The organism is Amycolatopsis sp. A133, assembly GCF_031082405.1.
Lineage (GTDB): Bacteria > Actinomycetota > Actinomycetes > Mycobacteriales > Pseudonocardiaceae > Amycolatopsis.
In genome coordinates this window covers 340,393-365,899 of record NZ_JAVHJU010000001.1, presented here as the reverse complement: position 1 = coordinate 365,899, position 25,507 = coordinate 340,393, and the positions used below count along the sequence as shown (strand labels likewise).

The following is a 25,507-nucleotide window of genomic DNA, read 5'->3' as shown; positions in this document are numbered from 1 at the left end:
CACCCCATTGGCCGGGGACTGGTTGCCGCCGAAGGAGCCGGGCGAGCCGGAATGGGCGGCCTGGGGCACGGCGAGGCTGGACGCGAGCCTCCGGCGGTTCGTGGTTTCCACCGTCGTGGCGGTGCTGGTCGCCGGGGTCTTCCTGTTCTCCGGTCTCCCGGTGCCCGCGTTCGGGCTCCTCGCCCTCGCTGCTGTCCCCGGCTACTGGAGTTTCTTCCGCGCCCGGCAGGCGGACGCCGTCCGCCGGACGGGGTGGCGCACCGCGACGGTGACGGTCACCGGGGTCAGCACGACCGGGACGGCACCGACGGGCACCGCCGCCGTGCGGTTCTCCGACGGCAGCCGCATCGATCTCCGGCTGCGGGAATCCGGGAGCGCGGTGCGGGCGATCTCGGAGCTGCCGGGGCTGCCGGCCCTCGTCGCCGGGTCCGGGCCCGGCGCGATGACCGTGCTCATCCCGCCCAAGCCGCCCTGGCGGGAGAAGCCGGTGGTGTTCGCCGCGCGCGCCGGAACCTACCGGTGGCTGCCGGAATCGTGAGCCAGGCGGTCGAGAACGGAACGCCAGCCTGGGCGGAGACGGTCAGCTGACCGGCCCGCCGGGCCTTGGTGTCCCGCACGCCCACGACCGGCCCACGATCAGAGACGTTGCCGGGGTCAGGTGGACGCCTCCTGCCGATGCCCAGCTTCTTCGAGCAGTTGCCGGGAGGCGGCATCGCTCAGCGCTCGCCCGCCTAGCAACTTCGCAACTCGCTGGTAAGTGAGGGTTTGCCCGCTCTCGTGGAGGAAAGCACATGCCTCGATGCTTTCCGCCAAGGTGATCGGTGGCGAACCGGCGAACTCATAGATCTCGAACGGTCCCACCAGGCCGGGGTGGTAACCGGCTCCGGCCGGGACAATGCGCACGGAAACATTCGGGCGCTTCGCCATGGCGAGCAGATGATCGGTTTGATCAGACATGATGTCCGGGTTGCCGATGTTTTCGCGGAGCGCCCATTCGCCGATCAGGGCGCGCAGGACGACCGGTTCCCGTCGCGTGAGGATCGACTGCCGCTGGAGCCTGATGCGCACCCGCTTGTCGGCTTCCTCCACCGCGATCGAGGAGGCGTCCATGATCGCCCGGGTGTAGTCGGGCGTTTGCAGAAGTCCGGGAATGAGCAAGGGCGACCACGTGGTGATCTCGGCGGCTCCCCTCTCGAAGGTAAGCAACCCGGTGAGGGCGCTACTCGACGCGAGCCAGTTCGGTTCGCGGGCGTGTCGGGCTAGAGTTCGGATCCGGTCCCGCTTCTCGCCGGTGACACCCAGCAGAGCGGGAATCGCCGACACGTCCTCGACGCTCGGCAAGCGATAGCCCTTCTCCCACACCGACAGAAGCTGGGGAAGGATCCCCAGCTTGTCGGCGAGAACGCGTAGGCCGACTTTCCGTGCTTCGCGCTCTTCGCGCAACACAACAGCGAGAGTTCTTGCGGCGGGGCCCGAAGACGTCGGCTTCATGAGCCGATAATACGAATCCCGTCGATTCCCCGAATGTGCGAATGGTGTCCGCGAATTGCGACGAACTGCCATTCGGGTGACTCGCGGCCCTGCTCACTTGCACGCCCGGCGGGGCCGTCCGGTTGCCTCGCCGTCCTGTGCCTTTTCTCGCAGCATCCGTGCTGCCCAAGGCTTCTAAGCTCGCCTGATGGATCCCTTCGGCGGTTTCGTCAAGCGGCGGTGGGTGTGGTTCGCCCTCCCGGCCGCCGTGGTGGCCGTCTTCGCCTTTTCCCCGGAGGTGGTGGCGGCTTACGGGATGACTCCCGCCTTCGTGGTCGGGTTCACGGCAGCTGCCGCTTTGGTGGTTCTCGGCGTCCGGCGCCGGCGCGCCACCACGAGCACGAACGGTTTCGGGGGCTGGCTGCCGCCGCCGACCGGTCACGACCACGACCGCCGGATCGACTTCACCTCCGAAACCGGGCGGCTGCGCCGGTTCGCCCGTCACGGCGTGGCGCTCGTCCTCATCTGGGTGGCACTGGCCGGGAGCGGGGTCACCGGTCTGGTCCTGCTCGACCGCGCCGCCGACGAGCTCCTCGCGACCGGCGCCCGGACCTCCGGCGAGGTCGTTTCCGTGCAGAACCTCACCCGGGGCCGGATGACGTTCCAGGTGCGCTACGGCACGCGGACCGCGAAGATCGTCCGCGGCTCGAAGGACTCGTACGCCGCCGGCGAGAAAGTCACCGTGATCTACGACCGCGCCGATCCGGACCGGGTGCGCACCACAAAAGAAGAGAACGAGGACCAGTTCGCCGTCAACCTCGGCATCGTCTCGATCGTGGCCGGCTCGCTCGGGACGCTGTTCGCCGCCTGGGCCGCGGTGGGCTGGTGGCGCCGGGCCCGCGCGGTCGCGGCCACCGGGTGGCGGAACGCAACGGTCGACGTCGTGCGCGTCTTCCCCGGCACCGGCAAGTCGCTGAGGCGGCCGCCGCCGGAAATCCACGTCCGCTACCGCGAGGGCACCGGGATCGTGCTGCGTGCGGTGTCCTCGACGCACGGGGCCAACGCACTGGCGGACTTCACCGACCGGCTCGCGTGGGTGGGCGGCTGGGGACGGCACATGGTCGTCCTCTTCCCGAACGGCCCGCGCCGCCCCGGCCCGTACGCGGTCCCGGCCTACGCGATGAACCTGCGCACCGAAGGCGGGGGCCGCCGGTGACCGGCGAGCGGCGGCCGCGGCCCGCTGCCGCGCGCGGGCTCAGCCGATCTCGCCGGTGAGGTAGCGCTGCAGGTTCGGCGCGATCGCCCGGACCAGGACCTCGACGTCCTCGGTGGCGAGCGGCTCGAACTTCGCCACGTACCGGACCATGCCCAGGCCCACCATCTGGGTCGCGCAGAGGTTCATGCGCAGCGGGATGCGGTCCGAGCCGATCGAGGAGATCAGCGCGCTGAAGAACCGCTGGAAGAAGTCGCGCAGCACGTGGCCGGCCTGCTCGTGGCCGGTGATGCTGCGGATGAGCGCCACGAACACGCCGCCGCCCGCGCTGTCCCAGCGGGTGATGAAGGTGCGGACGACCCGTTCCCCCAGCTCGTCGGCGGGGCCGTTGCGCAGGGCCTGCTGCAGTTCCTGCGGGTCGAACGGCAGCTCGAGGACCGCCTGGGCGAACAGGCCTTCCTTGCTGCCGAACCAGTGGTTGACCATCGCGGCGTCGACGCCGGCCCGGGTGGCGATCGCGCGCACGGTGGCACCGTCGTAGCCGTTCTCGGCGAACACGGCCCGCGCGGCGTCGATCAGCGCCGTGCGGGTGTCCTGGCCGGCGGGCCGCCGCCCGCGGCGACGGGCAGTAGTCTCGGGGTTGTCCGTGGTGCTCACGGCCCCATCATGACCGAAGCGCCCGCCGAATTCAACAATCGTTGAATTTCGGGCCCGCCGCGGCCGTGCTCCGCCGGGGCGGCACAATGAGGTCCATGGTCAGCGCATCCGCCGGTTCGACCGGTCCCGGCACGGTCAGCCCGTCCCGCGAGGACTTCCGCGTCCTCGCCGAGAGCCGCCGCGTCATCCCGGTCGTGCGCCGGGTCCTCGCCGACGGCGAGACGCCGATCGGGGTGTACCGCAAGCTCGCCGCCGACCGGCCCGGCACCTTCCTCTTCGAGTCCGCCGAGAACGGCGCCTCCTGGACCCGCTGGTCGTTCATCGGCGTCCGCAGCCCGGCCGCGCTCACCGTCCGCGACGGCGAAGCGGTCTGGACCGGCACCCCGCCGGTCGGCCTGCCCAGCGAAGGCAACCCGCTGAACGTCCTGCGCGAGACCATCGAAGCCCTGCACACCGAGCCGCTGCCCGGCCTGCCCCCGCTGACCGGCGGCATGGTCGGCTACATCGGCTACGACGCCGTGCGCTGGCTGGAACGGCTGCCGGAGCTGGCCGAGCGCGACCTCGACATCCCCGAGCTGACCATGCTCCTGGCCACCGACCTCGCGGCCTTCGACCACCACGAGGGCACGGTCACGCTCATCGCGAACGCCGTCAACTGGGACGACTCGCCCGAGCGCGTGGACGCGGCCTACAACGACGCCGTCGCCCGGCTGAGCGCCATGACCGAGCAGCTGCAGGTGGCCGCGCCCGCCACCGTCGCCGCGTTCGACCGGCCCGTGCCGGAATTCACCCGGAAGCGCTCGAAAGCGGACTTCCACGCCGCCGTCGAGAAGGCCGTCGAGGCGATCAAGGCCGGGGAAGCGTTCCAGATCGTGCCGTCGCAACGATTCGAGATCCCGACGGCCGCCGACGCGATCGACATCTACCGCGTGCTCCGGACGTCCAACCCGAGCCCGTACATGTACCTCCTGCGGCTGGAAGGCTTCGACATCGTCGGCTCCAGCCCCGAATCCCTGGTCACCGTGCGGGACGGGCGCGCGACCACGCACCCGATCGCGGGCACCCGCTGGCGCGGCGCCGACCCCGAAGAGGACGCGCAGCTGGCCAAGGACCTCCTGGCCGACGAGAAGGAGCGCGCCGAGCACCTGATGCTCGTCGACCTCGGCCGCAACGACCTCGGCAAGGTCTGCAAGCCGGGCACCGTGCGCGTCGTCGACTTCTTCCAGATCGAGCGCTACAGCCACGTCATGCACATCGTGTCCACCGTCACCGGCGAGCTCGCCGAAGGCAAGACGGCGTTCGACGCGGTGACGGCGTGCTTCCCGGCCGGGACGCTGTCCGGCGCGCCGAAGGTCCGCGCCATGCAGCTGATCGAGGAGCTCGAGCCGGTCCGCCGCGCGCTGTACGGCGGGGTCGTCGGCTACCTCGACTTCGCCGGCGACGCCGACACGGCCATCGCGATCCGCACGGCCCTGGTCAAGGACGGCATCGCGCACGTCCAGGCCGGGGGCGGGGTGGTCGCCGACTCGGTGCCGGACTACGAGGACACCGAATCGCTCAACAAGGCCAGGACCGTGCTCTCGGCGGTGGCCGCCGCGCAGACGATCGTGGCGGCCGGCGCCCTCGACCCGGCCGCGGACGCCGCCCATGTCTGACACGCCGGAGCGCACGGGCGTTCCCTCACCGGCCGCGGACCCGGCCGCTCCGGTGGCGACCGCGTCGAGGCGTCCACTGTGGATGATCGTGACCGCGCTCCTGCTGGGCGCGCTGGCCCTGTGGGGTGCGTCACGGCTGACGTGGTTCGCGGAGTTCCGCGACGGCGGCGTGCGGGGGACCGTCCTCCACCGCGAGACCGGCGAGCAGCAGGCCACCGCGCTCGTCCCGCTCGCGCTGCTGGCGCTGGCCGGGGTGGCCGGGCTGGTGGCCACGGGCGGCTGGGCGCGGCGCGTGCTCGGCGTCGTGCTGGCCCTCGCGGGTGCGGCGGCGGTCTGGACCGGCGTCGCCGGGGTGCGGTTCGGCGGCTACGCCGACGGCCTGCCGGTGACCGAGATGCTGCTCGGGCGGGGCCTCGCCGTGCTCGGGGGAATCCTCGTCGCCGTCGCCGGGTTGACAGCGGTCAAGGGTGCGTCCCGTGCGGCCCGGCTCGGGGCGAAGTACGCGGCTCCGGCCACCCGGAAAAAGGTCCGTGACCCCGACGCCGAGCTGTGGGAAGCCCTGTCCGAAGGGGAAGATCCCACCGACGCCCGGGGCAGGCATTCGGAGTAACGCGCACACCCGGAACCGGGCGTCGCGGATGCGGGGGTTAGCATCGTTTCGGCGGGAAGGGGAAGGTTTTTGTGAGCGACCTTGCGAGTGAATCCGTGAGCACGCGCCCTGGTGGGGGCGCCCGGTGAGCGTGCTCGAAGACATCGTCGCCGGCGTGCGGGAAGATCTCGCCGTGCGGGAATCCGCGCTGCCGTTCGACCAGCTGAAGGTCCGCGCGGCCGCCGCCCCGGCGCCCCGCGACGTCATGGCCGCCCTGCGCGAGTCCGGCATCGGCGTCATCGCCGAAGTCAAGCGGCGCAGCCCCTCGAAGGGCGACCTGGCCGACATCCCCGACCCGGCCGCGCTGGCGAAGGACTACCAAGACGGCGGGGCGCGCGTGATCAGCGTGCTCACCGAACAGCGCCGCTTCGGCGGTTCGCTGGCCGACCTGGACGCGGTCCGCGCCGCGGTGGACATCCCCATCCTGCGCAAGGACTTCGTCGTCAGCCCCTACCAGGTGCACGAAGCGCGCCTGCACGGCGCCGACATGGTCCTGCTGATCGTCGCCGCGCTGGAGCAGAACGCGCTCGTCTCGCTGCTCGACCGCGTCGAGTCGCTCGGCATGACCGCGCTGGTGGAGATCCACAACGCCGAGGAGGCCGACCGGGCCCTCGAGGCGGGCGCCAAGGTCATCGGCGTCAACGCGCGCAACCTGCACACCCTCGAAGTGGACCGGGACGTCTTCTCGCGGCTGGCCCCCGGCCTGCCGATGGACGTCTACAAGGTCGCTGAATCCGGCGTTCGCGGGCCGGGCGACCTGATGTCCTACGCGGGCCACGGCGCCGACGCGGTGCTGGTCGGCGAGGGCCTGGTGGCGTCCGGCGACCCGAAGGGCTCCCTGGTCAAGCTGGTCACCGCCGGATCCCACCCCGCTTGCCCGAGGCCGTCGCGGTGACGGAAGAGCACGGTAAGCACGACCCGGACGACCGCGGTTACTACGGCCCGTACGGCGGCCGGTTCATGCCGGAGGCGCTGATCGGCGTCGTCGACGAGGTCGCCACCGAGTACGACAAGGCCCGGCACGACCCGGAGTTCCTGAACGAGTTCAACCGCCTGCTTCGCGACTACGCCGGCCGCCCGTCGCTGCTCACCGAGGCCAAGCGCTTCGGCGAGCACGCCGGCGGCGCGCGGGTGTTCCTCAAGCGGGAAGACCTCAACCACACCGGCTCGCACAAGATCAACAACGTGCTGGGCCAGGCGCTGCTCACCAAGCGGATGGGCAAGAAGCGCGTCATCGCCGAGACCGGCGCGGGCCAGCACGGCGTCGCGACGGCCACCGCGTGCGCGCTGCTCGACCTCGACTGCGTCGTCTACATGGGCGAGGTCGACACCGAGCGCCAGGCGCTGAACGTGGCCCGCATGCGGCTGCTCGGCGCCGAGGTCATCCCGGTCAAGACCGGGTCGCGGACGCTGAAGGACGCGATCAACGAGGCACTGCGCGACTGGGTCACCAACTCCGACACCACGCACTACCTCTTCGGCACCGCGGCCGGCCCGGCACCGTTCCCGGCGATGGTGCGCAACTTCCACCACGTCATCGGCACCGAGGCCCGCGAGCAGATCCTGGAACAGGCCGGGCGCCTGCCCGACGTCGTCGCGGCGTGCGTCGGCGGCGGGTCGAACGCGATCGGCATCTTCTCCGGCTTCTACGACGACCCGTCGGTGCGGCTGGTCGGCCTGGAGCCGGGCGGCGAAGGCATCGAGGGCAACCGCCACGGCGCGACCCTGACCAAGGGCACCCCGGGCAACCTGCACGGCGCGATGACCTACCTGCTGCAGGACGAGGACGGCCAGACGGTCGAGTCGCACTCGATCTCGGCCGGGCTCGACTACCCGGGCGTCGGCCCGGAGCACGCGTGGCTGAAGGACACCGGCCGCGCCGAGTACCGCCCGATCACCGACGCCCAGGCGATGGACGCGTTCAAGCTGCTGTCCCGCACCGAAGGCATCATCCCGGCGATCGAGTCGGCGCACGCGCTGGCCGGCGCGCTGGACCTGGGCCGCGAGCTGGGCCCCGACGGTCTGATCGTGGTCAACCTCTCGGGCCGCGGCGACAAGGACATGGACACGGCGGCCAAGTGGTTCGGACTGGTGAACGAATGAGCGGGCTGGACGACCTCTTCGCGACGACGCGCGCGGAGGGCCGCGCCGCGCTGATCGGCTACCTCCCGGCCGGGTTCCCCACGGTGGCGGGTTCGAAGGACCTGATCGCGGCGTGCGTCGACGGCGGCGCGGACCTCATCGAGGTCGGCGTCCCGTATTCGGACCCGGTGATGGACGGCCCGACGATCCAGGCCGCCTCGGTGACGGCGCTCGACAACGGCTTCCGCCTCAAGCACGTGTTCGAGGTGGTCGAGTCGATCTCGGCCCGCGGCGGCCGCGCGGTGGTGATGACGTACTGGAACCCGGTGAACCGCTACGGCGTCGACCGCTTCGCCCGCGACCTCGCTTCGGCGGGCGGGCTCGGGCTGATCACGCCGGACCTGATCCCGGACGAGGCCTCGTCGTGGATGACGGCGTCCGAAGAGCACGGCCTGGACCGGACGTTCCTGGTGGCACCTTCGTCGTCGGAGGAGCGGCTCGCGCTCACGGCGGCGGCGTCGTCGGGGTTCATCTACGCGACCGCGGTGATGGGCGTGACGGGTGCCCGTGACCAGGTGGGCGCGGGGGCCGAGGAGCTGGTCCGCCGCACGCGGGTCCACACTCCGCTGCCGATCGGCGTCGGTCTGGGCGTCCGGTCGGGCGACCAGGCGGCCGAGGTGGCGTCGTTCGCGGACGCGGTGATCGTGGGTTCGGCTCTGGTCACGGCGGCGGCCGAGGGTGCTTCGGGGGTGCGTGCGCTGTCGGCGGAGCTGGCGGACGGTGTGCGGCGGGCCGTCACACCTGCGTGACACCATCGCCCGATCAGAACTGTCGGTGGCGGTCTGCATACTCCTCGTGTGATGATCCACAACGCGTTCTTCAAGCCGCCGCCACCGGACGGCTGGACAGTCGAAGACGTTCGTGCCCTGCCCGAGGAACAAACCTTGATGCAGCGGATCGAACTCGTTGACGGTGTGCTCCTCGTGAGCCCATGGCCTGGGCTGGAGCACCAGCGGCTCCTCGGGAAGCTCCAATGCGCCTTCGTGCCCGCGCTGCCGGATGGCACCGAGCTCCTGCCCGGCGTGAACGTGCGCCTCGGAACGAAGCGACTGCTGACCCCCGACCTGGTGATCCTCAACTGCCCTGGGGGCGACACCATCGCCTACTCGGCGAGCGACGTCCTGCTTGTCGCGGAGATCACTTCACCGTCGACCAAGGTCCAGGACCGGGTTCTCAAGCGAGCCCTCTACGCCGAAGCCCTGATCCCTTACTACCTGCAGGTCGAGCCGCTCGAACCGGCTGTGGCGACACTGTTCGAGCTCCAAGGCGACGAGTACGAACCCATCGCCAAGAGCGGCGAAACGGATATCGAGCTCACCCGGCCCTTCAACGTCACAATCCGCCTCGCCTGACCGGCTTTTGTACGAAAGCTGTACGCCGCCGCGCCAAAGTCCACCCATGGACATCGCACACCTCCCGCGGCGCACCTTCCTCCGCGGCGCCGCCGGCCTGGCCGTCGCCGGTGCCACCGGCCTGGTCCTCCCGCGAACCGCACGGGCCGCGGGAACCGAGCCGCGGATCTACGGCTGTGCCGAGTGGGGCGCGCGGCCGCCCGCCGATGTGCTCACCACGCTCGACCACCCCGCCGACCGGATCCTCATCCACCACATCGCGAGCGCCAACAGCACCGACTACTCGCTCGCGCACGCCTTCCAGGTCGCGCGCGACGACCAGCACGACCACATCGACAACAACGGCTGGTCCGACACCGGGCAGCACTTCACCGTCAGCCGCGGCGGGTACCGGCTCGAAGGGCGGCACGGCAGCCTCGACGCCCTGCGGGGCCGCGCCACCATGGTCCAGGGCGCGCACTGCCCCGGGCAGAACACCAACGCCATCGGCATCGAAAACGAAGGCCTCTACACCAGCGTCGAGCCGCCCGAGACGCAGTTCGCCTCGCTCGTCGTCTTCTGCGCTTACATCTGCCGCCAGTACGGCATCCCGGTCGAAGAGATCAAGGGCCACCGCGACTTCTACAACACCGAGTGCCCCGGCGACCGCCTCTACGCGAAACTGCCGCAGCTGCGCAGCGAGGTCGCCAAGGCGCTCAAGTCAATGTAGGTACCGCATCACGGCGCACAGCTCGTCCGGCGGCAGGTCGCCGAGCCGGTCGAGCTCGCCGCGGCGGACGTCCGCCAGCGTTGCCGCCAGCTCCGGGCCGAACGCCGACGTCAACGCCGGGTCCGCTTCGAACGCCGTCACGGCGTCGGCCAGCGAGGTCGGCAGCCGCTCGGGTGAGGGGAGCGTTCCGGGGTCGACGTCGACCGGCTCCGGCAAGCTCTCCCGGGCCTCGAGCCCGGCCAGGCCCGCGAAGATCAGCGCGGCCACGACCAGGTACGGGTTGGCCGTCAGGTCGAAGCACTTGACCTCGAAGTTCGCCGCCCGCTCGCGCTGCCCGGCCGGGCCCTGGACCAGCCGCAGCGGCGCCTCGCGGTTCTCCAGGCCCCACACGCGGAACACCCCGGCCCAGTGGTGCGGTTGCAGCCGCAGGTAGCTGACCACCGAAGGCGCGCCGATCGCCAGCAGCGCCGGCAGCCGGGACAGAATGCCGGCGCCGAACGACTCCGCCGTCTCCGTGAGGCCGAACCGCCGGTCGCCGCCGGCGCACAGGTTGCGGTCGCCGTCCCAGAGGCTCAGGTGGACGTGACCGCCGTTGCCGACGCCGTCCGGGGCGAACTTCGGCGTGAACGACGCCCGCAGCCCGTACTGCTCGCTGACCGTCCGGATGGTCTCGCGCGTCAGCACCGCGACGTCCGCCGCGCGCACCGGGTCGCCGGCCGCCACCGACACCTCGAACTGCCCGGCCGCGTACTCCGGGTGGACCTGTTCCACCGCGACCCCCTGCGCGGCCAATGTGGACACCAGCTTGCGCAGGTAACCCGCCTGCGACGAAAGCCGCGCGAAGCCGTAGGCCGGGCCCGCGGTGGCCGAGCGCGGGTCGTCCGGCGCGTCGGCCGCCGTGATCACCCACTCGATCTCGAACGCCGTCCGCGCGTTGTAGCCCAGCTCCGCGAGCCGGGCCGTCGCGGCCGCGGCCAGCGCCCGTGCGTCCTGCGGGTGCGGCTCGCCTTCCTGGTCGTACCGCCACGCCGGCGCCCACGCCCAGCCGGGCTGCGCGGCCAGCGGCACGAGCGCGTCGAGATCCGGGTGCAGCCGCAGGTCACCGACCGGGCCGCGCGAATGCGTGCCGCCCACGATGTCGTCGGTGGCCAGGAAGAAGTCGGCCGACTTCGACGCGCCGACGCCCCACGCCGCCGCCGACCACAGCCGGTCCACCGGGACGGCCTTCACCCGCGTGATGCCGCTGTTGTCCACGAAGGTCAGCGCGACGAGCTCCACACCGGCGGCGCGCAGGCCGTCGGCCCGGAGCGCGCCCTGCTGCGCGAGTTCGGCCCGATCGAGCTGGCTCATCCTGCCCCCGTCGCTGTTCACTGGGTCTGCTCACCCGGGAAAGAGGTGAAGATCTTGCCAGACACCGTCGAAACCCGTCCAGGACTGCGCCGGTCCCTCTCCGTCTGGCAGGCCGTCGGCCTGTCCGTGGCGTTGATGGCCCCGAGCATGGCCGCCAACATCAACCCCCAGCAGACCGCGGCGGCCGCCGGCCGGGCCGTGCCGCTCGCCTTCCTGCTCTCGGCGGTCGGCGTCCTGCTGGTCGCGTACGGCTTCGTCAAGCTCTGCCGGTACTACCAGCACGCCGGATCGGTGTACGCGTTCGTCGGCGCCACCCTCGGCCCGCGCGCGGGTGTCGTCTCCGGCATCGGTCTCCTCGGCACGTACACCTTCTACGCCGTCGTCACGAGCTCGGCCGCGGGCACGCTGGGGACCGCGTTCCTCACCCAGACCGGGATCTGGCCGGACCCGCCGTCCTGGGGCCCGTTCGTGCTGACGGCCGTGGCGCTGCTCGGCGCCTGGCTGCTGGCCGTGCTGCCCGCGCGCCGCGGCACGAGCACCCTGCTCGCCGTCGAAGGTGCGACGATCGCGGTGATCCTGCTGGTCACGGCGGTGATCGGAGTCCGGCTGCTCGCCGGGAGCGCCCCCGGCGGCGCGCGGTTCACGATGGCCGTCTTCGTCCCGGAAGCCGGGCCATCCGGCGTGTTCCTCGGCGCGGTCTTCGGGTTCCTGTCCTTCGCCGGGTTCGAAGCCGCCGCGACGCTCGGGGAGGAAACCCACGACCCGAAGCGCAACATCCCGCGCGCGATCCTGGGCACGGCGATCTTCGGCGGCCTGTACTTCGTGGTGGTCACCGCCGTCGAGATGATGGCGTTCGGCACCGACGCGGCGGCGTTCCACGACTCGCCGTCCCTGCTCGGCGACCTCGGCAGCCGGTACGCGGGCGCGTGGGCCGGCGACGTCATCAGCGTCGGCGCCGCGATCAGCGCGTTCGGCTGCTGCCTGGCCTGCGTCGTCGGCGGCTCGCGGCTGCTCTACGCCCTCGGCCGCGACGCGGTCGGCCGCCGGGGCATCGGCCGGACGTCCTCGCGCGGCACGCCGGTGGTCGCGGTCAGCGCGGTCACGGGCGCCGCCGTCGCGATCATCCTGGTGTGCGCGCTGTTCTTCGGCGCGACGGCGTCGGACACCTTCGCGTGGAGCGGTTCGATCGGCACGCTCATCCTGCTGGTGATCTACCTGCTCACGACGGCCGGCGCGATCTTGCTGCTGTTCGTGAAGCGGCGGATGCGCGTGCCGGGGTGGCACCTCGTGTTCCCGATCGGCGCGCTCGCCGTGCTCGGGTACACCGTGTACGTCAACGTGGTGCCCTACCCCACGGAGGGCCCGGCGCGGTGGTTTCCCGTGGCCGCCGGTGCCGTCCTGGTGCTCGCGGTGATCTTGGTGCTGTCCGCGCCCGCCTACGCTCGTAGGGTGGGGGAGAGGCTGACGAGTGCGGACGGAGGCACATGACCGGGCTGCTCCCGTTCGTCGCGGACCTGCCGCTGGTGGACCACCACTGCCACGGCGTCGTCACCCGGGACGTGGCCCGCACGGACTTCGAGGCGATGCTCACCGAGGCCGACGCACCTTCGCCGCTGGGCACGAGCCTGTTCGACTCGCTCATCGGGCTGGCCGTGCGGGAACGCTGCGCACCCGTGCTCGACCTGCCGAAACACGCCCCGGCCGAGGACTACCTCGAACGCCGCGCCGCACTGGGCGCGGCCGAGGTGGCCCGGCGGTTCCTGCGGGCCACCGGCACCACCGATTTCCTCCTGGACGGCGGGTTCCTGCCGGACTCGCTGACCACGACCGCGGAGTTCGCCGGGCTGGCGGGCACGCGCGCGCACGACGTCGTCCGGCTGGAACAGGTCGCCGAAGCGGTCATCCGCGGGACGACGGCACAAAAGTTCGCCGGGGCCTTCGCCGACGAGCTGGGGAAACGCGCCGAGACCGCCGTCGGGCTCAAGTCGATCGCGGCCTACCGCGTCGGCCTCGGCCTGGCGGGGGAGCGGCCGTCGCCGTCCGAAGTCGAAGCCGCCGCCGGGCGCTGGCTGGCGGCGGGCGGCACCCGGCTGGCCGACGAGGTGCTGCACCGGCACCTCGTGTTCACCGGGCTCGACCTCGGCCTGCCGGTGCAGTTCCACGCCGGCTACGGCGACGCCGACGTCGACCTGCACCGCTGCGACCCGCTGCTGCTCACCGGGCTGCTGCGGGCCACCCGCAACCTCGGCGTGCCGATCCTGCTGCTGCACAACTACCCGTTCCACCGCCACGCCGCGTATCTGGCGCAGGTTTTCGAGCACGTGTTCGTCGACGCCGGGCTCATCACGCACAACGCGGGGTTCCGGGCGCCGGCCGTGCTGGCCGAGCTCCTGGAGATCGCGCCGTTCGGGAAGGTCCTCTTCTCCACCGACGCCTTCGGCCTGGCCGAGCTGTACCACCTGGGCACGGCCCTGTTCCGGCAGGGGTTGTCGGACTTCGTGCGCGCCGCGCTCGACGCGGACGCGATGTCCGAACAGGACGCCGTCCGGCTGTGTGCTTTGGTGGGGCACGAGAACGCGAAGAGGATCTACCGCTTGGAGCACGTGTGAGTGATCTGTGGACCCGGTGGACGCGAGCGATCGCCGACGAACTGCCCGCCGCCGTCGAACTCCGGCACGCGGTGCACGCCGACCCCCGCGGTTCCGGCGACGAGGAGGACACCGCCCGCCTGGTGGCCGACGCGCTCGGCGCGGGCGACGGGACCCGCGTCGCCAAGACCGGCCGGGCCATTCCGCTGCCCGGCGGGGCGGGCCCGGCCGTGGCGCTGCGGGCCGAGCTCGACGCCCTCCCGGTGCTGGAGGGCACCGGTGTGCCGTGGGCGTCGGAAACCGACCTGATGCACGCCTGCGGCCACGACGTCCACCTCGCGGCGCTGGTCGCGGCCGGGCGCGCGGCGGTCCGCGTCGGCGTGCCGCGGCCGATCCTGGCGCTGCTGCAGCCGCGGGAGGAGACGTCCCCGCCCGGCGCGCTCGACGTCGTCGAGTCCGGGGTGCTGGCCGAGCACGGGGTGGACACCGTGATCGGCGCGCACGTCCAGCCGCGGATCGCGCACGGCACGGTGTCCGCGGCGCCGGGCCCGGTGAACGCCTCGACCGACGAGTTCGAGGTGACGCTGCACGGCCAGGGCGGCCACGCCGGGTACCCGCACCTGCTGCGCGACCCCATCCTCGCGCTGTCGCAGCTGGTCGTGAGCCTGCAGCAGATCGCGTCGCGCCGGATCGACCCGGTGTTCGGCGCGGTCTGCTCGATCGGCCGGATCCAGGCCGGCGCCGCGGCCAACGTCGTCCCGAACAGCGCGACCGCCTTCGGCTCACTGCGCGTGATGCGCGAGAAGGACCGCGAAAGCGCCCTCGAGACCCTCCGCGAGATCGTGCACGGCACCGCGCGGGCCCACGGCTGCGACGCCGAGCTGAAGATCAATCCGTGCGAGCCGGTGCTGAACAACGACCCGGACCTGGCGGCGGGGGTGCAGCGGTGGCTGCGGCACGCCGGCTTCGCCGTCGACGCCAAGTTCCGCTCGTTCGGCGCCGACGACTTCGCCCACTACTGCGGCGGCGGAACCCGCGGCTTGATGCTCTTCGTCGGCCTCGGCGACACGGCGGGTGTGCCGAGCCTGCACGACGAACGGTTCCTCCCGCGCGACGAAGCCGTCACCCAGGTCGCGCACGCGCTGGTGGCGGGGTACCTGGCCGCCTTGGATGCTCCGGTGCCTTAGCGCTACGGTGGCCGCGTGATGAGCGCCTACCTCGCGACGATCCCCAGCCCCGACCGCGGTGTCTGGCACCTGGGACCGATCCCGCTCCGCGCGTACGCCCTCTGCATCATCGCCGGCATCATCGTGGCGATCTGGTGGGGTGAGCGGCGCTGGGTGGCCCGCGGCGGCACCAAGGGCACGGTGATCGACATCGCGGTGTTCGCGGTGCCGTTCGGCCTGGTCGGCGGCCGGTTGTACCACGTGATCACCGACCCCGAGCTGTACTTCACCGAGGGCCGCAACCCGTGGAACGCGTTCGCCATCTGGGACGGCGGCCTCGGCATCTGGGGCGCCATCGCCCTCGGCGCGGTGGGCGCACTCATCGCGTGCCGCCGCCGGGGCATCCCGCTGCCGGCGATGGCGGACGCGGTCGCCCCCGGCATCGTCGTCGCGCAGGCCATCGGCCGCATCGGCAACTACTTCAACCAGGAGCTGTACGGCGCGCACACCGACCTGCCGTGGGGTCTGGAGGTCTACCAGCGCTTCAACCCGGAGGACCCGGACAACCTGCTGAACGGCGTCGCGACGGGGCACATCCCGCTGCCGGAGAGCCCGGTCCACCCGACGTTCCTGTACGAGCTCCTCTGGAACCTGCTGGTCGCGCTGCTGGTGGTGTGGGCGGACCGGAAGTTCAAGCTCGGCCACGGCCGGGCGTTCGCGCTGTACGTGGCGGGCTACACGGTCGGCCGCGGCTGGATCGAGATGATGCGGACCGACACCGCGAACCACATCCTCGGCCTGCGGGTGAACGTGTGGACGTCGATCCTGCTGTTCGCGGGCGCGGTGGTGTACTTCGTGGCCGCCGGCAAGCGGGGGCCGCGGGAGGCACCGGAAACCCTGGTGGGCAAGGACGCTCCGGGGCCGGACTCGCCAGTGGAGACGGCTTCGGTCGACGCCCCGGCTGCGGAGGCCGATGCCGCAGCCGCCGACGAGCCCGAGCCCGCGAAGGTCGCCGCTGAGGCTCCGGCCGAAAAGCGCGCTTCCGAGGAGACCCCGGCCGAGGAGCCGAAGAAGACCAACGAGAGCTGACCGCAGGTTTCAAGCGCCCCAATGTGGCGTTGGTTGCGTCCAACGCACCGAACGCCACATTGGGTGCGTTCAGCGCACCGAACGCCACATTGGGTGCGTTGGACGCACCGAACGCCACATTGGGGCGCTCGGGTCAGCCGAGGTCGGGCAGGCCCAGCTCCAGGTTCGGCGTCTGCAACCCGCCGTCGACCTCGAGGATCTTGCCCGTGATGTACCCGCCGGCGCGGGACGCCAGGAACACCACCGTCGCCGCGATGTCCTCCGCCTCGCCGATCCTCCGCAACGGTGTCGCGGACTCCATTTTGGCGCGGAGCTCCGGGTTGCCGACCACGATCTCCAGGGCCGACGTCGCCACCGAACCCACCGAGATGGCGTTCACCCGCACCTTCGGGGCCAGGTCCGCCGCCGCCAGGCGCGTGTAGTGGGCCAGGGCCGCCTTCGCCGTCCCGTACGCCGCGAAACCGCGCCCCGCGACCCGGGCCATCACCGACGAAATGTTGACGATCGAGCCGCCCGTTTCCAGCAGCGCCGGTGCCGCCGCCACCGTCAGCGCGTGGGCCGTCGCGACGTTGAAGCGGAACGCTTCCTCCATGAACTCCACCGAGCTCTCCAGCAGCGGCCGCGGGTACGTGCCGCCGACGTTGTTGACCACCAGGTCGAGCCGGCCGAATTCCGCCACCGCCGTCGACGCCAGTGCCGCCGCCGCGTCGGGCGAGGACAGGTCGGCCGCCACGACGTGAGCGCGGCGGCCGGCAGCCGAAACGCGGGAAGCGATCTCCGAGAGCTGCGCGGAAGTGCGGGACGCGATCACCACGTCGGCGCCCGCTTCGGCGAGGGCCACGGCCGTGGCCGCGCCGATCCCGCGTCCGGCGCCGGTGACCACCGCGACCTGGTCGGTGAGCTTGAACCGATCAAGGATCATGCGGCGAAATGTAACACGTTCTAGTGACCCGGGACACAGTCCGCCGATCACGTCACCTTGGTCTTGACCGGAGTTTCCGGGCCTTATACTTAGCGGAACGAACTACCGGGAACCCATCAGGAACTACGTCGTTCCGCGCAGCCAGATCGTTACCGTCCGACGTTGTCCGGGGCGCTCCGAGGGGCTGCTGCGGTGTTTCCCAGGTGTTAAAGTCGCGCTAACAAGCGGGCCATCGTCGTCCCGTGCGCTCCCCGGCCGGTAGCCCGGCCCCGCACGACAAGACGACGAAGGAGGTCCCTTCATGATCTTCTCCGCCATGCCCGGCAAACAGGGTCTCTACGATCCGGAGACCGAACAGGACTCCTGCGGGGTGGCCATGGTGGCCGACATCCGCGGGCGCCGGTCCCACGGCATCGTCACCGACGGCCTGGCCGCGCTGACCAACCTCGACCACCGCGGCGCCGCGGGCGCCGAGCCCACCAGCGGCGACGGCGCCGGCATCCTGCTGCAGCTGCCCGACGCGCTGCTGCGCGCCGAAGCCGGCTTCGCCCTGCCCGAACCCGACGAGCACGGGCACCCCACCTACGCCGCCGGCATCGCTTTCCTGCCCCAAGACGCCGAGCAGCGCCGCAAGGCCGTCGGGCTGGCCGAACGCGTCGCCGTCGAAGAGGGCCTCGAGGTCCTCGGCTGGCGCGAGGTCCCGGTCGACGCCGACCGCGCCGACATCGGCCCGACCGCCCGCTCGGTCATGCCGCACTTCGCCATGCTCTTCGTGACCGGCGACGGAAAGTCGGGTATCGAGCTGGACAGGCTCGCCTTCTGCCTGCGCAAGCGCGTCGAGCACGAGAGCGCGAACGCCGGCTGCGGCACGTACTTCCCGTCGCTGTCCTCGCGGACGATCGTCTACAAGGGCATGGTGACGCCGGAGCAGCTGCCCGCGTTCTTCGCCGACCTGCGCGACGAGCGGCTGGAAAGCGCCATCGCGCTGGTGCACTCCCGCTTCTCCACCAACACCTTCCCGTCGTGGCCGCTGGCCCACCCGTTCCGGTTCGTGGCCCACAACGGCGAGATCAACACCATCCGCGGCAACCGCAACCGCATGCGGGCCCGCGAGGCGCTGCTCGAATCCGACGTCATCCCCGGCGACCTGAGCAGGCTCTTCCCGATCTGCTCGCCGGACGCGTCGGACTCCGCGTCCTTCGACGAGGTCCTCGAGCTGCTGCACCTGGGCGGCCGGTCGCTGCCGCACGCGGTGCTGATGATGATCCCGGAGGCGTGGGAGAACCACGCCACCATGAAGCCCGAGCGGCGCGCTTTCTACCAGTTCCACGCCAGCCTGATGGAGCCGTGGGACGGCCCGGCCTGCGTCACCTTCACCGACGGCAGCCTGGTCGGCGCGGTCCTGGACCGCAACGGCCTGCGCCCGGCGCGCTGGTGGCGCACGGCCGACGACCGCGTCGTGCTGGCCAGCGAGGCCGGCGTCTTGGACGTGGCCCCGAAGGACGTCGTCGCCAAGGGACGGCTCAAGCCCGGCAAGATGTTCCTGGTCGACACCGAGGCCGGCCGGATCGTCGACGACGAAGAGGTCAAGTCCGCGCTGGCCGCCGAGCTGCCCTACGACTCGTGGCTGCACGCGGGCCTGCTCAAGATCGCCGAGCTGCCCGACCGCGACCACGTCGTGCAGAGCCACGACTCCGTGCTGCGGCGCCAGCTTTCCTTCGGCTACACCGAAGAAGAGCTCAAGATCCTGCTCGCGCCGATGGCCGAGAAGGGCGCCGAGCCGATCGGCTCGATGGGCTCCGACACCCCGCCCGCGGTGCTGTCGAAGCGGTCCCGGCTGCTCTACGACTACTTCAAGCAGAACTTCGCCCAGGTGACCAACCCGCCGCTGGACGCGATCCGCGAGGAGCTCGTCACCTGCATGGCGCGGATCATGGGCCCGGAGCGCAACCTCCTGGCCCCCGGCCCGGCGTCCTGCCGCCACTTGAAGCTGCCGTACCCGGTCATCGACAACGACGAGCTCGCCAAGCTCATCCACATCAACGACGACGGCGACCTCCCCGGCTTCGCGTGCAGCGTCCTTTCCGGACTGTACGAAGTGGACGGCGGCGCGGAAGCGCTCGCAGGCGCGATCGAACGTGTCCGGCGGGAGGCGTCCGAGGCGATCGCGGCCGGCGCGCGCACGCTCGTGCTCTCCGACCGCGACTCCGACCACCGGATGGCGCCGATCCCGTCGCTGCTGCTGGTCGCGGCGGTGCACCACCACCTGGTCCGCACCAAGGAACGCCTGCGCGTCGCGCTGGTCGTCGAGTCCGGCGACGCGCGCGAGGTGCACCACATCGCGCTCCTGCTCGGCTACGGCGCCGCCGCGGTCAACCCGTACCTGGCCTTCGAGACCATCGAAGACATGATCGGCCAGGGCGCGGTCACCGGCATCGAGGCCGCCAAGGCGATCCGCAACTACGTGCAGGCGCTGGTCAAGGGCGTCCTGAAGATCATGTCCAAGATGGGCATCTCCACGGTCGGCGCCTACACCGCCGCCCAGGTCTTCGAATCCCTCGGCCTGAGCCAGGACCTGCTCGACGAGTACTTCACCGGGACGTCGTCGAAGCTCGGCGGCGTCGGCCTCGAGGTGCTCGCCGAAGAGGTCGCGACGCGGCACCGCCGCGCGTACCCGGACAACCCGACCGACCGCGTCCACCGTGGACTCGACACGGGCGGCGAGTACGCCTACCGCCGCGAGGGCGAGCTGCACCTGTTCACGCCGGAGACGGTGTTCCTGCTGCAGCACGCGTCCAAGACCGGCCGCGACGAGGTCTACCGCTCCTACACCGACGAGGTGCACCGCCTCTACCGCGAGGGCGGCACGCTGCGCGGGCTGTTCAAGTTCAAGGACGGCGTCCGCGAGCCGGTGCCGCTCGACGAGGTCGAGCCCGCCGAGGCGATCTTCAAGCGCTTCAACACCGGCGCCATGTCGTACGGCTCGATTTCGGCCGAGGCACACGAAACCCTGGCCATCGCGATGAACCGCATCGGCGGCCGGTCCAACACCGGCGAGGGCGGCGAGGATCCCGAGCGCCTCTACGACCCGGAGCGGCGCAGCGCGATCAAGCAGGTCGCCAGTGGACGGTTCGGCGTCACCAGCGAGTACCTGGTCAACGCCGACGACATCCAGATCAAGATGGCGCAGGGCGCGAAGCCCGGCGAGGGCGGCCAGCTGCCGCCGAACAAGGTGTACCCGTGGATCGCGCGGACCCGGCACTCGACGCCGGGCGTGGGGCTGATCTCCCCGCCGCCGCACCACGACATCTACTCCATCGAGGACCTGGCCCAGCTGATCCACGACCTCAAGAACGCCAACGAGCACGCCCGCATCCACGTGAAGCTGGTGTCCTCGCTCGGCGTCGGCACGGTCGCGGCCGGCGTGTCCAAGGCCCACGCCGACGTCGTGCTCATCTCCGGCCACGACGGCGGCACCGGCGCGTCCCCGATGAACTCGCTCAAGCACGCGGGCACGCCGTGGGAGATCGGCCTCGCCGAGACGCAGCAGACGTTGCTGCTCAACGGTCTTCGCGACCGGATCACCGTGCAGGTGGACGGCGCCATGAAGACCGGGCGCGACGTCGTCATCGCGGCGCTGCTCGGCGCCGAGGAGTACGGCTTCGCGACGGCCCCGCTCGTCGTCGCGGGCTGCATCATGATGCGGGTCTGCCACCTCGACACCTGCCCGGTCGGCGTCGCCACGCAGAGCCCCGAACTGCGCAAGCGCTACACCGGCCAGGTCGAGCACGTTGTCAACTTCTTCAAGTTCGTCGCCGAAGAAGTCCGCGAAACGCTGGCCGCGCTGGGCTTCCGCACGCTCGACGAGGCCATCGGCCACGCCGAGCTGCTGAACACCGACGAGGCCGTCGACCACTGGAAGGCGTCCGGGCTGAACCTGGCGCCGATCTTCGAAATGCCGCAGGAGACGCCGTACGGCGGTGCGAAGCGGCGGACCCGCGGCCAGGACCACGGCCTCGAGCACGCGCTCGACCGCACGCTCATCCAGCTCGCCGAGGCGGCGCTGGAGGACGCGCACCACGTGAACATCGAGCTGCCGGTGCGCAACGTCAACCGGACGGTCGGCACGCTGCTCGGGTCGGAGATCACCCGCCGCTACGGCGGGGACGGCCTGCCCGAGGACACCATCCACGTCACGCTCACCGGATCGGCCGGCCAGTCGCTCGGCGCGTTCCTGCCGCGCGGCATCACCCTCGACATGGTCGGCGACGCGAACGACTACGTCGGCAAGGGCCTCTCCGGCGGCCGGATCGTCGTCCGCCCCGACCCGGAGGCGTCCTTCGCCGCCGAAGCGCAGACGATCGCGGGCAACACGATCGCCTACGGCGCGACCGCCGGCGAAATCTTCTTGCGCGGCCAGGTCGGCGAACGCTTCTGCGTCCGCAACTCCGGCGCCACGGTCGTCGCCGAGGGCGTCGGCGACCACGCCTTCGAGTACATGACCGGCGGCCGCGCGGTGGTGCTCGGCCCGACCGGGCGCAACCTGGCGGCCGGCATGTCCGGCGGCATCGCCTTCGTCCTCGACGTCGACGCGCGGAAGGTCAACCAGGACATGGTGGACCTGCTGCGCCCGACCGCCGATGACATGGCGTGGCTCAAGAAAACCGTGCAACAGCACTACGATCTCACCCGCTCCGCGGTGGCGGCCTCGCTGCTCGGCGACTGGCCGCGCCGGTCGGTGGCGTTCACGAAGGTGATGCCGCGCGACTACCAGCGGGTCCTGGACGCGGCGAAGGCAGCGCGTGCTGCCGGCCGCGACGTCGACGAGGCGATCATGGAGGCCGCTCGTGGCTGACCCGACCGGTTTCCTGAAGTACGACCGCGAAGAGCCGAAGAAGAAGTCCAAAGAGGAGCGTCTCGCGACCTGGGGTGAAGTCTACGCGGACGTCCCCCCGGCCGAGCGCAACGAACAGGTGCGCAAGCAGGCGTCGCGGTGCATGGACTGCGGCATCCCGTTCTGCCACTCCGGCGGCTCCGGCTGCCCGCTGGGCAACCTGATCCCGGAGTGGAACGACCTGGTCCGCCGCGGCGACTGGGCCGCGGCGAGCGACCGGCTGCACGCCACCAACAACTTCCCCGAGTTCACCGGGAAGCTGTGCCCGGCGCCGTGCGAAGCCGGCTGCGTGCTGTCGATCTCGCCGCTCTCGGGCGGGCCGGTGTCGATCAAGCGCGTCGAGCAGACGATCGCCGACCAGTCCTGGGAAGCGGGTTACGTCCAGCCGCAGGTGTCCGAAGTGTCCAGTGGACGGCGGGTCGCGATCGTCGGTTCCGGGCCGGCCGGGCTCGCCGCGGCCCAGCAGCTGACCCGCGCCGGGCACGAGGTCACCGTGTTCGAGCGCGACGACCGGCTCGGCGGGCTGCTGCGCTACGGCATCCCCGAGTTCAAGATGGAGAAGAAGGTCCTCGACCGGCGCCTGGCGCAGCTGCGCAAGGAAGGCACCCGGTTCGTCACCGGCTGCGAAGTCGGCGTCGACCTGTCGGTGGAGGACCTGCGCGCGCAGTACGACGCCGTCGTGCTCGCGGTCGGCGCGCTGCGCGGCCGCGACGACACGACGACGCCGGGCCGCGAGCTGGCGGGCATCCACCTGGCGATGGAGCACCTGGTCCCGGCCAACAAGTACGTCGAGGGCGACGGCCCGCCCGCGGTCGACGCCCGAGGCAAGCACGTGGTGATCATCGGCGGCGGCGACACCGGCGCCGACTCCTACGGCACGGCCACCCGCCAGGGCGCGCTGTCGGTGACGCAGCTGGACCAGTACCCGATGCCGCCTTCGGCCCGGGACGACGCCCGGTCGCCGTGGCCCACGTGGCCGTACATCCTGCGCACGTACGCGGCGCACGAGGAGGCGGGCGAGCGGAAGTTCGCGGTGGCGGTCAAGCGGTTCGTCGGCGACGACGAGGGCTGCGTCACGGCGATCGAGCTGCAGCAGGTGCGGGTCCAGAAGGACCCGGCGACCGGCCGCCGCGAGGTGATCCCGGTGAACGACGAGATCGAGACGCTGCCGGCGGACCTGGTCCTGCTGGCGATCGGCTTCGAGGGCGTCGAGGAGATGCCGCTGCTGGGCGGGCTGGGCCTGTCGCCGACCCGCCGCGGAACGCTGTCGTGCGGTGTGGACTGGCAGACGGAGACCCCGGGGGTGTTCGTCTGCGGCGACGCCCACCGCGGCGCGTCCCTGGTGGTGTGGGCGATCGCGGAGGGCCGTTCGGTGGCCAACGCGGTGGACACGTACCTGACGGGCGCGTCGGACCTGCCGGCCCCGGTCCACCCGACGGCACTGCCGCTCGCGGTCGTCTGATCCGTTCATCTCGAAGGCCCCCTCGTCGCTGGTGAGGGGGCCTTCGGCGGGCCTGGTGGTGAACCGACGCCACCGCTTACCGTGCCGCGTGGCGGTAATGCCGAGGCGAGGACCCGACTTCGCGCCGGAACGCCGTGCTGAAGGCACTTTCGGATTCGTAGCCCGTTGCGGCGGCCAGCTCGGAGTTCGACAAACTCCCGTTGCGCAGGGCGTCCCGGGCCAGCGTCATGCGCCATTTGATCAAGTAGGTCAACGGCGGTGTCCCCACTCTGGCCTTGAACGCCGCGGCGAACGCCGAGCGGGACATCCGACCGATCTCGGCGAGTTCGGCGAGCGTCCATCGCCGGCTCACGTCCTCGTGCATAGCCCGCAGCGCCGCGCCGATGCCGTCGTCGGCCAGCGCCGCGAGCCAGCCGCCGGGTTGGTCGGTGTTGCCCGCGTGCGCCCGCAGCATGTGGACGAGAATGATCTGCGCAAGGTGCTCCAGCACCAGAGACCTCCCGACGCTGGGCGATTCGATCTCGAAGACCAGCAGCGAGGCGAGATTCATGAACAGCGCTCCGCGCGGATCGCCCGCCCGGACGTGGACCACCCGCGGAAGCACGTCGAGCAGCATCGAGGTGTCGCCGGCGTCGAACGTGAAGTCGACACTGCACGTGTAGGAGTCCTCGCCTGCTTCGGTTCCGATGCGAAACCCTCTGCCGGTCGTGTTCGGCGGCAGCGTGGCGGCCGAGAGCGCCGAAACCGCGTCGCGCGAGCTGCTCAGCGTGTATTGCGGAGGGTGACCAAGCAGGTAGAAGTCCCCTTCTTCCAGCAGCAGCGGCTCATGGCCGTCGAGGGTCAACCAGCACCGGCCGTCGACGACAACGCCGAGTTTGACGTGCGGGAAGGGGGCGAACCGCACCGCCCACGGACTGGCGGCGTGCAGCGGTGCGGGCACGACCGCGCGTGGCCGGAGCAGCCCCATGACACCGACCATGGGGTCGCGAGAGCCGATCACCCCCGCATCCATGGACGATACGTAAAGAACTTCGGACTCCACGTTATGGACCGTATCAGAGACCGCGCTGCATGATGAGTGCCTGGGCGCGGCGTCATCGCCGGGTGCGACAGCCTTGGGTGTTGAGGAGAGAATTGTGCGTTATCGATATCTTGGCCGATCAGGTCTGCGCGTCTCGGCGCTTTCCCTGGGAACGGGGAACTTCGGCGGCGGCTGGGGACACGGTGCCACCGTCCCCGAGGCGCAAGAAATGTACGACAGGTATCGCGGCGCCGGCGGAAACTTCATCGACACCTCCAGCAACTATCAGTTCGGTGACGCGGAGGTCTATCTCGCCGAAATGATCGCCGCCGATCGCGACGAGGTGGTGGTCGCCACCAAGTACTCAACGGGGACCACGCCGGACAGCGGCCTTCAGATGACCGGTAACGGCAGGAAGTCGATGGTGCAATCGCTGGAGGCGAGCCTGCGACGGCTGAAAACGGATCGAGTCGACCTGTTGTGGGCCCACGCTCCCGACAATGCGACTCCTGTCGAAGAAATCATGCGCGCCTTCGACGATCTCGTCCGCTCGGGCAAGGTGCTCTACGTCGGCTTGTCCAACTTCCCCGCCTGGCGGGTGGCGACCGGAGCGACCATCGCCGCGGCCCGGGGCTGGGCACCCCTGGTCGCCATCCAGGCCGAATACAGCTTGGTCGAACGCGCCGCAGAACGCGATCTGTTGCCGATGGCGGAAGGCTTCGGACTCGGGGTTCTGGGCTATTCGCCGCTCGGCGGAGGCCTGCTGACCGGAAAATATCGCCGAGGCGAAAGCGGCCGTGCACAGAGTTCCATCAGCCAGTTCCTGCACCACGAAGAAGACGGCAACAAGGCCGCCGTTCTCGACACGGTCGAAGCGATCGCCCGGGAAGCGGACGCCACCGCCGAGGCGGTGGCGATCGGCTGGTCGATGGCCAAGGGGGTCATCCCGATCGTCGGCCCGCGATCGGCCGGGCAGCTGGCCACCAATCTCGCGGCGGCACAGCTTCGGCTGAGCCCTGAACAGATCGACCGGCTCGACGCGGCCGGCACCCTGCCATTGGGCTACCCGCACAACATGAAGACCGATCCGGGCGTCGCCCTCGCCGTCACGGGCGGGCAAATGGATCTCCTCGATGCCCCTGGCCTCACCATTTCCTAGTGCGGCAGC

The 25,507-nt window shown here is 71.1% G+C and carries 21 protein-coding genes; 16 read left to right on the top strand and 5 right to left on the bottom strand.

Annotated features, from left to right (window positions below; all coding sequences use genetic code 11):
- Positions 1–7: 7 nt before the first annotated feature.
- Positions 8–538 carry a hypothetical protein gene (locus Q5425_RS01745; RefSeq protein ID WP_308670250.1) on the top strand — a complete coding sequence of 177 codons (531 nt, stop codon included), beginning with the start codon at positions 8–10 and terminating at the stop codon, positions 536–538.
- A 116-nt stretch (positions 539–654) separates the two neighbouring features.
- On the opposite strand, the gene Q5425_RS01740 is transcribed toward Q5425_RS01745, so the two are convergent.
- Complete coding sequence (locus tag Q5425_RS01740) at positions 655–1,446, bottom strand: Scr1 family TA system antitoxin-like transcriptional regulator (RefSeq protein ID WP_308670249.1); 792 nt, start codon at positions 1,444–1,446, stop codon at positions 655–657.
- Between the two features lie 232 nt (positions 1,447–1,678).
- Between Q5425_RS01740 and Q5425_RS01735 the strand changes: the two genes are divergently transcribed.
- Positions 1,679–2,686, top strand: coding sequence for a DUF3592 domain-containing protein (locus Q5425_RS01735; RefSeq protein ID WP_308670248.1), 1,008 nt, complete (start codon positions 1,679–1,681; stop codon positions 2,684–2,686).
- Between the two features lie 39 nt (positions 2,687–2,725).
- Here Q5425_RS01735 and Q5425_RS01730 read toward each other — a convergent pair whose 3' ends face one another.
- Positions 2,726–3,340 carry a TetR family transcriptional regulator gene (locus Q5425_RS01730; protein ID WP_308670247.1) on the bottom strand — a complete coding sequence of 205 codons (615 nt, stop codon included), beginning with the start codon at positions 3,338–3,340 and terminating at the stop codon, positions 2,726–2,728.
- Between the two features lie 95 nt (positions 3,341–3,435).
- On the opposite strand from Q5425_RS01730, the gene Q5425_RS01725 reads away from it, so the two are divergent.
- The 7 genes from Q5425_RS01725 to Q5425_RS01695 all read left to right on the top strand — a co-directional run bounded on the left by Q5425_RS01725 (position 3,436) and on the right by Q5425_RS01695 (position 9,847).
- A complete protein-coding gene (locus Q5425_RS01725) occupies positions 3,436–4,995 on the top strand; it encodes an anthranilate synthase component I (protein WP_308670246.1) in 1,560 nt (519 codons plus the stop codon).
- An 82-nt stretch (positions 4,996–5,077) separates the two neighbouring features.
- Complete coding sequence (locus Q5425_RS01720; protein ID WP_308670292.1) at positions 5,078–5,605, top strand: Trp biosynthesis-associated membrane protein; 528 nt, start codon at positions 5,078–5,080, stop codon at positions 5,603–5,605.
- A 124-nt stretch (positions 5,606–5,729) separates the two neighbouring features.
- Complete coding sequence (gene trpC, locus Q5425_RS01715; RefSeq protein WP_308670245.1) at positions 5,730–6,539, top strand: indole-3-glycerol phosphate synthase TrpC; 810 nt, start codon at positions 5,730–5,732, stop codon at positions 6,537–6,539.
- Complete coding sequence (trpB, locus tag Q5425_RS01710) at positions 6,536–7,747, top strand: tryptophan synthase subunit beta (RefSeq protein WP_308670244.1); 1,212 nt, start codon at positions 6,536–6,538, stop codon at positions 7,745–7,747. Before trpC ends, trpB begins: the two co-directional genes overlap by 4 nt.
- A complete protein-coding gene (gene trpA / locus Q5425_RS01705) occupies positions 7,744–8,535 on the top strand; it encodes a tryptophan synthase subunit alpha (RefSeq protein ID WP_308670243.1) in 792 nt (263 codons plus the stop codon). The genes trpB and trpA overlap by 4 nt, the downstream gene beginning before the upstream one ends.
- Positions 8,536–8,586: 51 nt before the next feature.
- Complete coding sequence (locus Q5425_RS01700) at positions 8,587–9,138, top strand: Uma2 family endonuclease (RefSeq protein ID WP_308670291.1); 552 nt, start codon at positions 8,587–8,589, stop codon at positions 9,136–9,138.
- Between the two features lie 46 nt (positions 9,139–9,184).
- Positions 9,185–9,847 carry a peptidoglycan recognition family protein gene (locus tag Q5425_RS01695; RefSeq protein WP_308670242.1) on the top strand — a complete coding sequence of 221 codons (663 nt, stop codon included), beginning with the start codon at positions 9,185–9,187 and terminating at the stop codon, positions 9,845–9,847.
- Here the strand turns inward: Q5425_RS01695 and Q5425_RS01690 are convergent.
- On the bottom strand, positions 9,839–11,197 hold the full coding sequence (locus Q5425_RS01690) for a glutamine synthetase family protein (protein WP_308670241.1): 1,359 nt from the start codon (positions 11,195–11,197) through the stop codon (positions 9,839–9,841). The two genes, Q5425_RS01695 and Q5425_RS01690, sit on opposite strands and share 9 nt — an antisense overlap.
- Before the next feature lie 45 nt (positions 11,198–11,242).
- On the opposite strand from Q5425_RS01690, the gene Q5425_RS01685 reads away from it, so the two are divergent.
- The 4 genes from Q5425_RS01685 to lgt are packed head-to-tail and all read left to right on the top strand — an operon-like array spanning position 11,243 to position 16,040.
- Positions 11,243–12,685: an APC family permease gene (locus Q5425_RS01685; RefSeq protein ID WP_308670240.1), complete on the top strand. Its 1,443-nt coding sequence runs from the start codon at positions 11,243–11,245 to the stop codon at positions 12,683–12,685.
- Positions 12,682–13,806, top strand: coding sequence for an amidohydrolase family protein (locus tag Q5425_RS01680; RefSeq protein WP_308670239.1), 1,125 nt, complete (start codon positions 12,682–12,684; stop codon positions 13,804–13,806). Before Q5425_RS01685 ends, Q5425_RS01680 begins: the two co-directional genes overlap by 4 nt.
- Positions 13,803–14,972, top strand: coding sequence for an amidohydrolase (locus Q5425_RS01675; protein WP_308670238.1), 1,170 nt, complete (start codon positions 13,803–13,805; stop codon positions 14,970–14,972). Before Q5425_RS01680 ends, Q5425_RS01675 begins: the two co-directional genes overlap by 4 nt.
- A gap of 18 nt (positions 14,973–14,990) precedes the next feature.
- Positions 14,991–16,040, top strand: coding sequence for a prolipoprotein diacylglyceryl transferase (gene lgt / locus Q5425_RS01670; RefSeq protein ID WP_308670237.1), 1,050 nt, complete (start codon positions 14,991–14,993; stop codon positions 16,038–16,040).
- A gap of 133 nt (positions 16,041–16,173) precedes the next feature.
- Here the strand turns inward: lgt and Q5425_RS01665 are convergent, their stop codons facing one another.
- Positions 16,174–16,962 carry an SDR family oxidoreductase gene (locus Q5425_RS01665; RefSeq protein WP_308670236.1) on the bottom strand — a complete coding sequence of 263 codons (789 nt, stop codon included), beginning with the start codon at positions 16,960–16,962 and terminating at the stop codon, positions 16,174–16,176.
- A gap of 301 nt (positions 16,963–17,263) precedes the next feature.
- On the opposite strand from Q5425_RS01665, the gene gltB reads away from it, so the two are divergent.
- Entirely contained in the window at positions 17,264–21,817 is a 4,554-nt protein-coding gene (gene gltB, locus Q5425_RS01660; protein WP_308670235.1) for a glutamate synthase large subunit, read from the top strand.
- Positions 21,810–23,318 carry a glutamate synthase subunit beta gene (locus Q5425_RS01655; RefSeq protein ID WP_308670234.1) on the top strand — a complete coding sequence of 503 codons (1,509 nt, stop codon included), beginning with the start codon at positions 21,810–21,812 and terminating at the stop codon, positions 23,316–23,318. The genes gltB and Q5425_RS01655 overlap by 8 nt, the downstream gene beginning before the upstream one ends.
- A 76-nt stretch (positions 23,319–23,394) precedes the next feature.
- Here Q5425_RS01655 and Q5425_RS01650 read toward each other — a convergent pair whose 3' ends face one another.
- The gene (locus tag Q5425_RS01650; RefSeq protein WP_308670233.1) at positions 23,395–24,360 is read right to left on the bottom strand and encodes an AraC family transcriptional regulator; all 966 of its coding nucleotides are present in this window, start codon (positions 24,358–24,360) and stop codon (positions 23,395–23,397) included.
- Between the two features lie 94 nt (positions 24,361–24,454).
- Here Q5425_RS01650 and Q5425_RS01645 point away from each other — a divergent pair, with 94 nt between their 5' ends.
- On the top strand, positions 24,455–25,498 hold the full coding sequence (locus Q5425_RS01645; protein WP_308670232.1) for an aldo/keto reductase: 1,044 nt from the start codon (positions 24,455–24,457) through the stop codon (positions 25,496–25,498).
- Positions 25,499–25,507: the final 9 nt, after the last annotated feature.

What these genes read in the sequence shown, in the direction of transcription:
- gltB (WP_308670235.1), top strand. Translation starts at nt 17,264, where the DNA reads ATGATCTTCTCCGCCATGCCCGGCAAACAGGGTCTCTACGATCCGGAG.
- Q5425_RS01665 (WP_308670236.1), bottom strand. Translation starts at nt 16,962, where the DNA reads ATGATCCTTGATCGGTTCAAGCTCACCGACCAGGTCGCGGTGGTCACC.
- Q5425_RS01690 (WP_308670241.1), bottom strand. Translation starts at nt 11,197, where the DNA reads ATGAGCCAGCTCGATCGGGCCGAACTCGCGCAGCAGGGCGCGCTCCGG.
- trpA (WP_308670243.1), top strand. Translation starts at nt 7,744, where the DNA reads ATGAGCGGGCTGGACGACCTCTTCGCGACGACGCGCGCGGAGGGCCGC.
- Q5425_RS01720 (WP_308670292.1), top strand. Translation starts at nt 5,078, where the DNA reads ATGATCGTGACCGCGCTCCTGCTGGGCGCGCTGGCCCTGTGGGGTGCG.
- Q5425_RS01725 (WP_308670246.1), top strand. Translation starts at nt 3,436, where the DNA reads ATGGTCAGCGCATCCGCCGGTTCGACCGGTCCCGGCACGGTCAGCCCG.
- lgt (WP_308670237.1), top strand. Translation starts at nt 14,991, where the DNA reads ATGAGCGCCTACCTCGCGACGATCCCCAGCCCCGACCGCGGTGTCTGG.
- Q5425_RS01680 (WP_308670239.1), top strand. Translation starts at nt 12,682, where the DNA reads ATGACCGGGCTGCTCCCGTTCGTCGCGGACCTGCCGCTGGTGGACCAC.
- Q5425_RS01695 (WP_308670242.1), top strand. Translation starts at nt 9,185, where the DNA reads ATGGACATCGCACACCTCCCGCGGCGCACCTTCCTCCGCGGCGCCGCC.
- Q5425_RS01700 (WP_308670291.1), top strand. Translation starts at nt 8,587, where the DNA reads ATGATCCACAACGCGTTCTTCAAGCCGCCGCCACCGGACGGCTGGACA.
- Q5425_RS01735 (WP_308670248.1), top strand. Translation starts at nt 1,679, where the DNA reads ATGGATCCCTTCGGCGGTTTCGTCAAGCGGCGGTGGGTGTGGTTCGCC.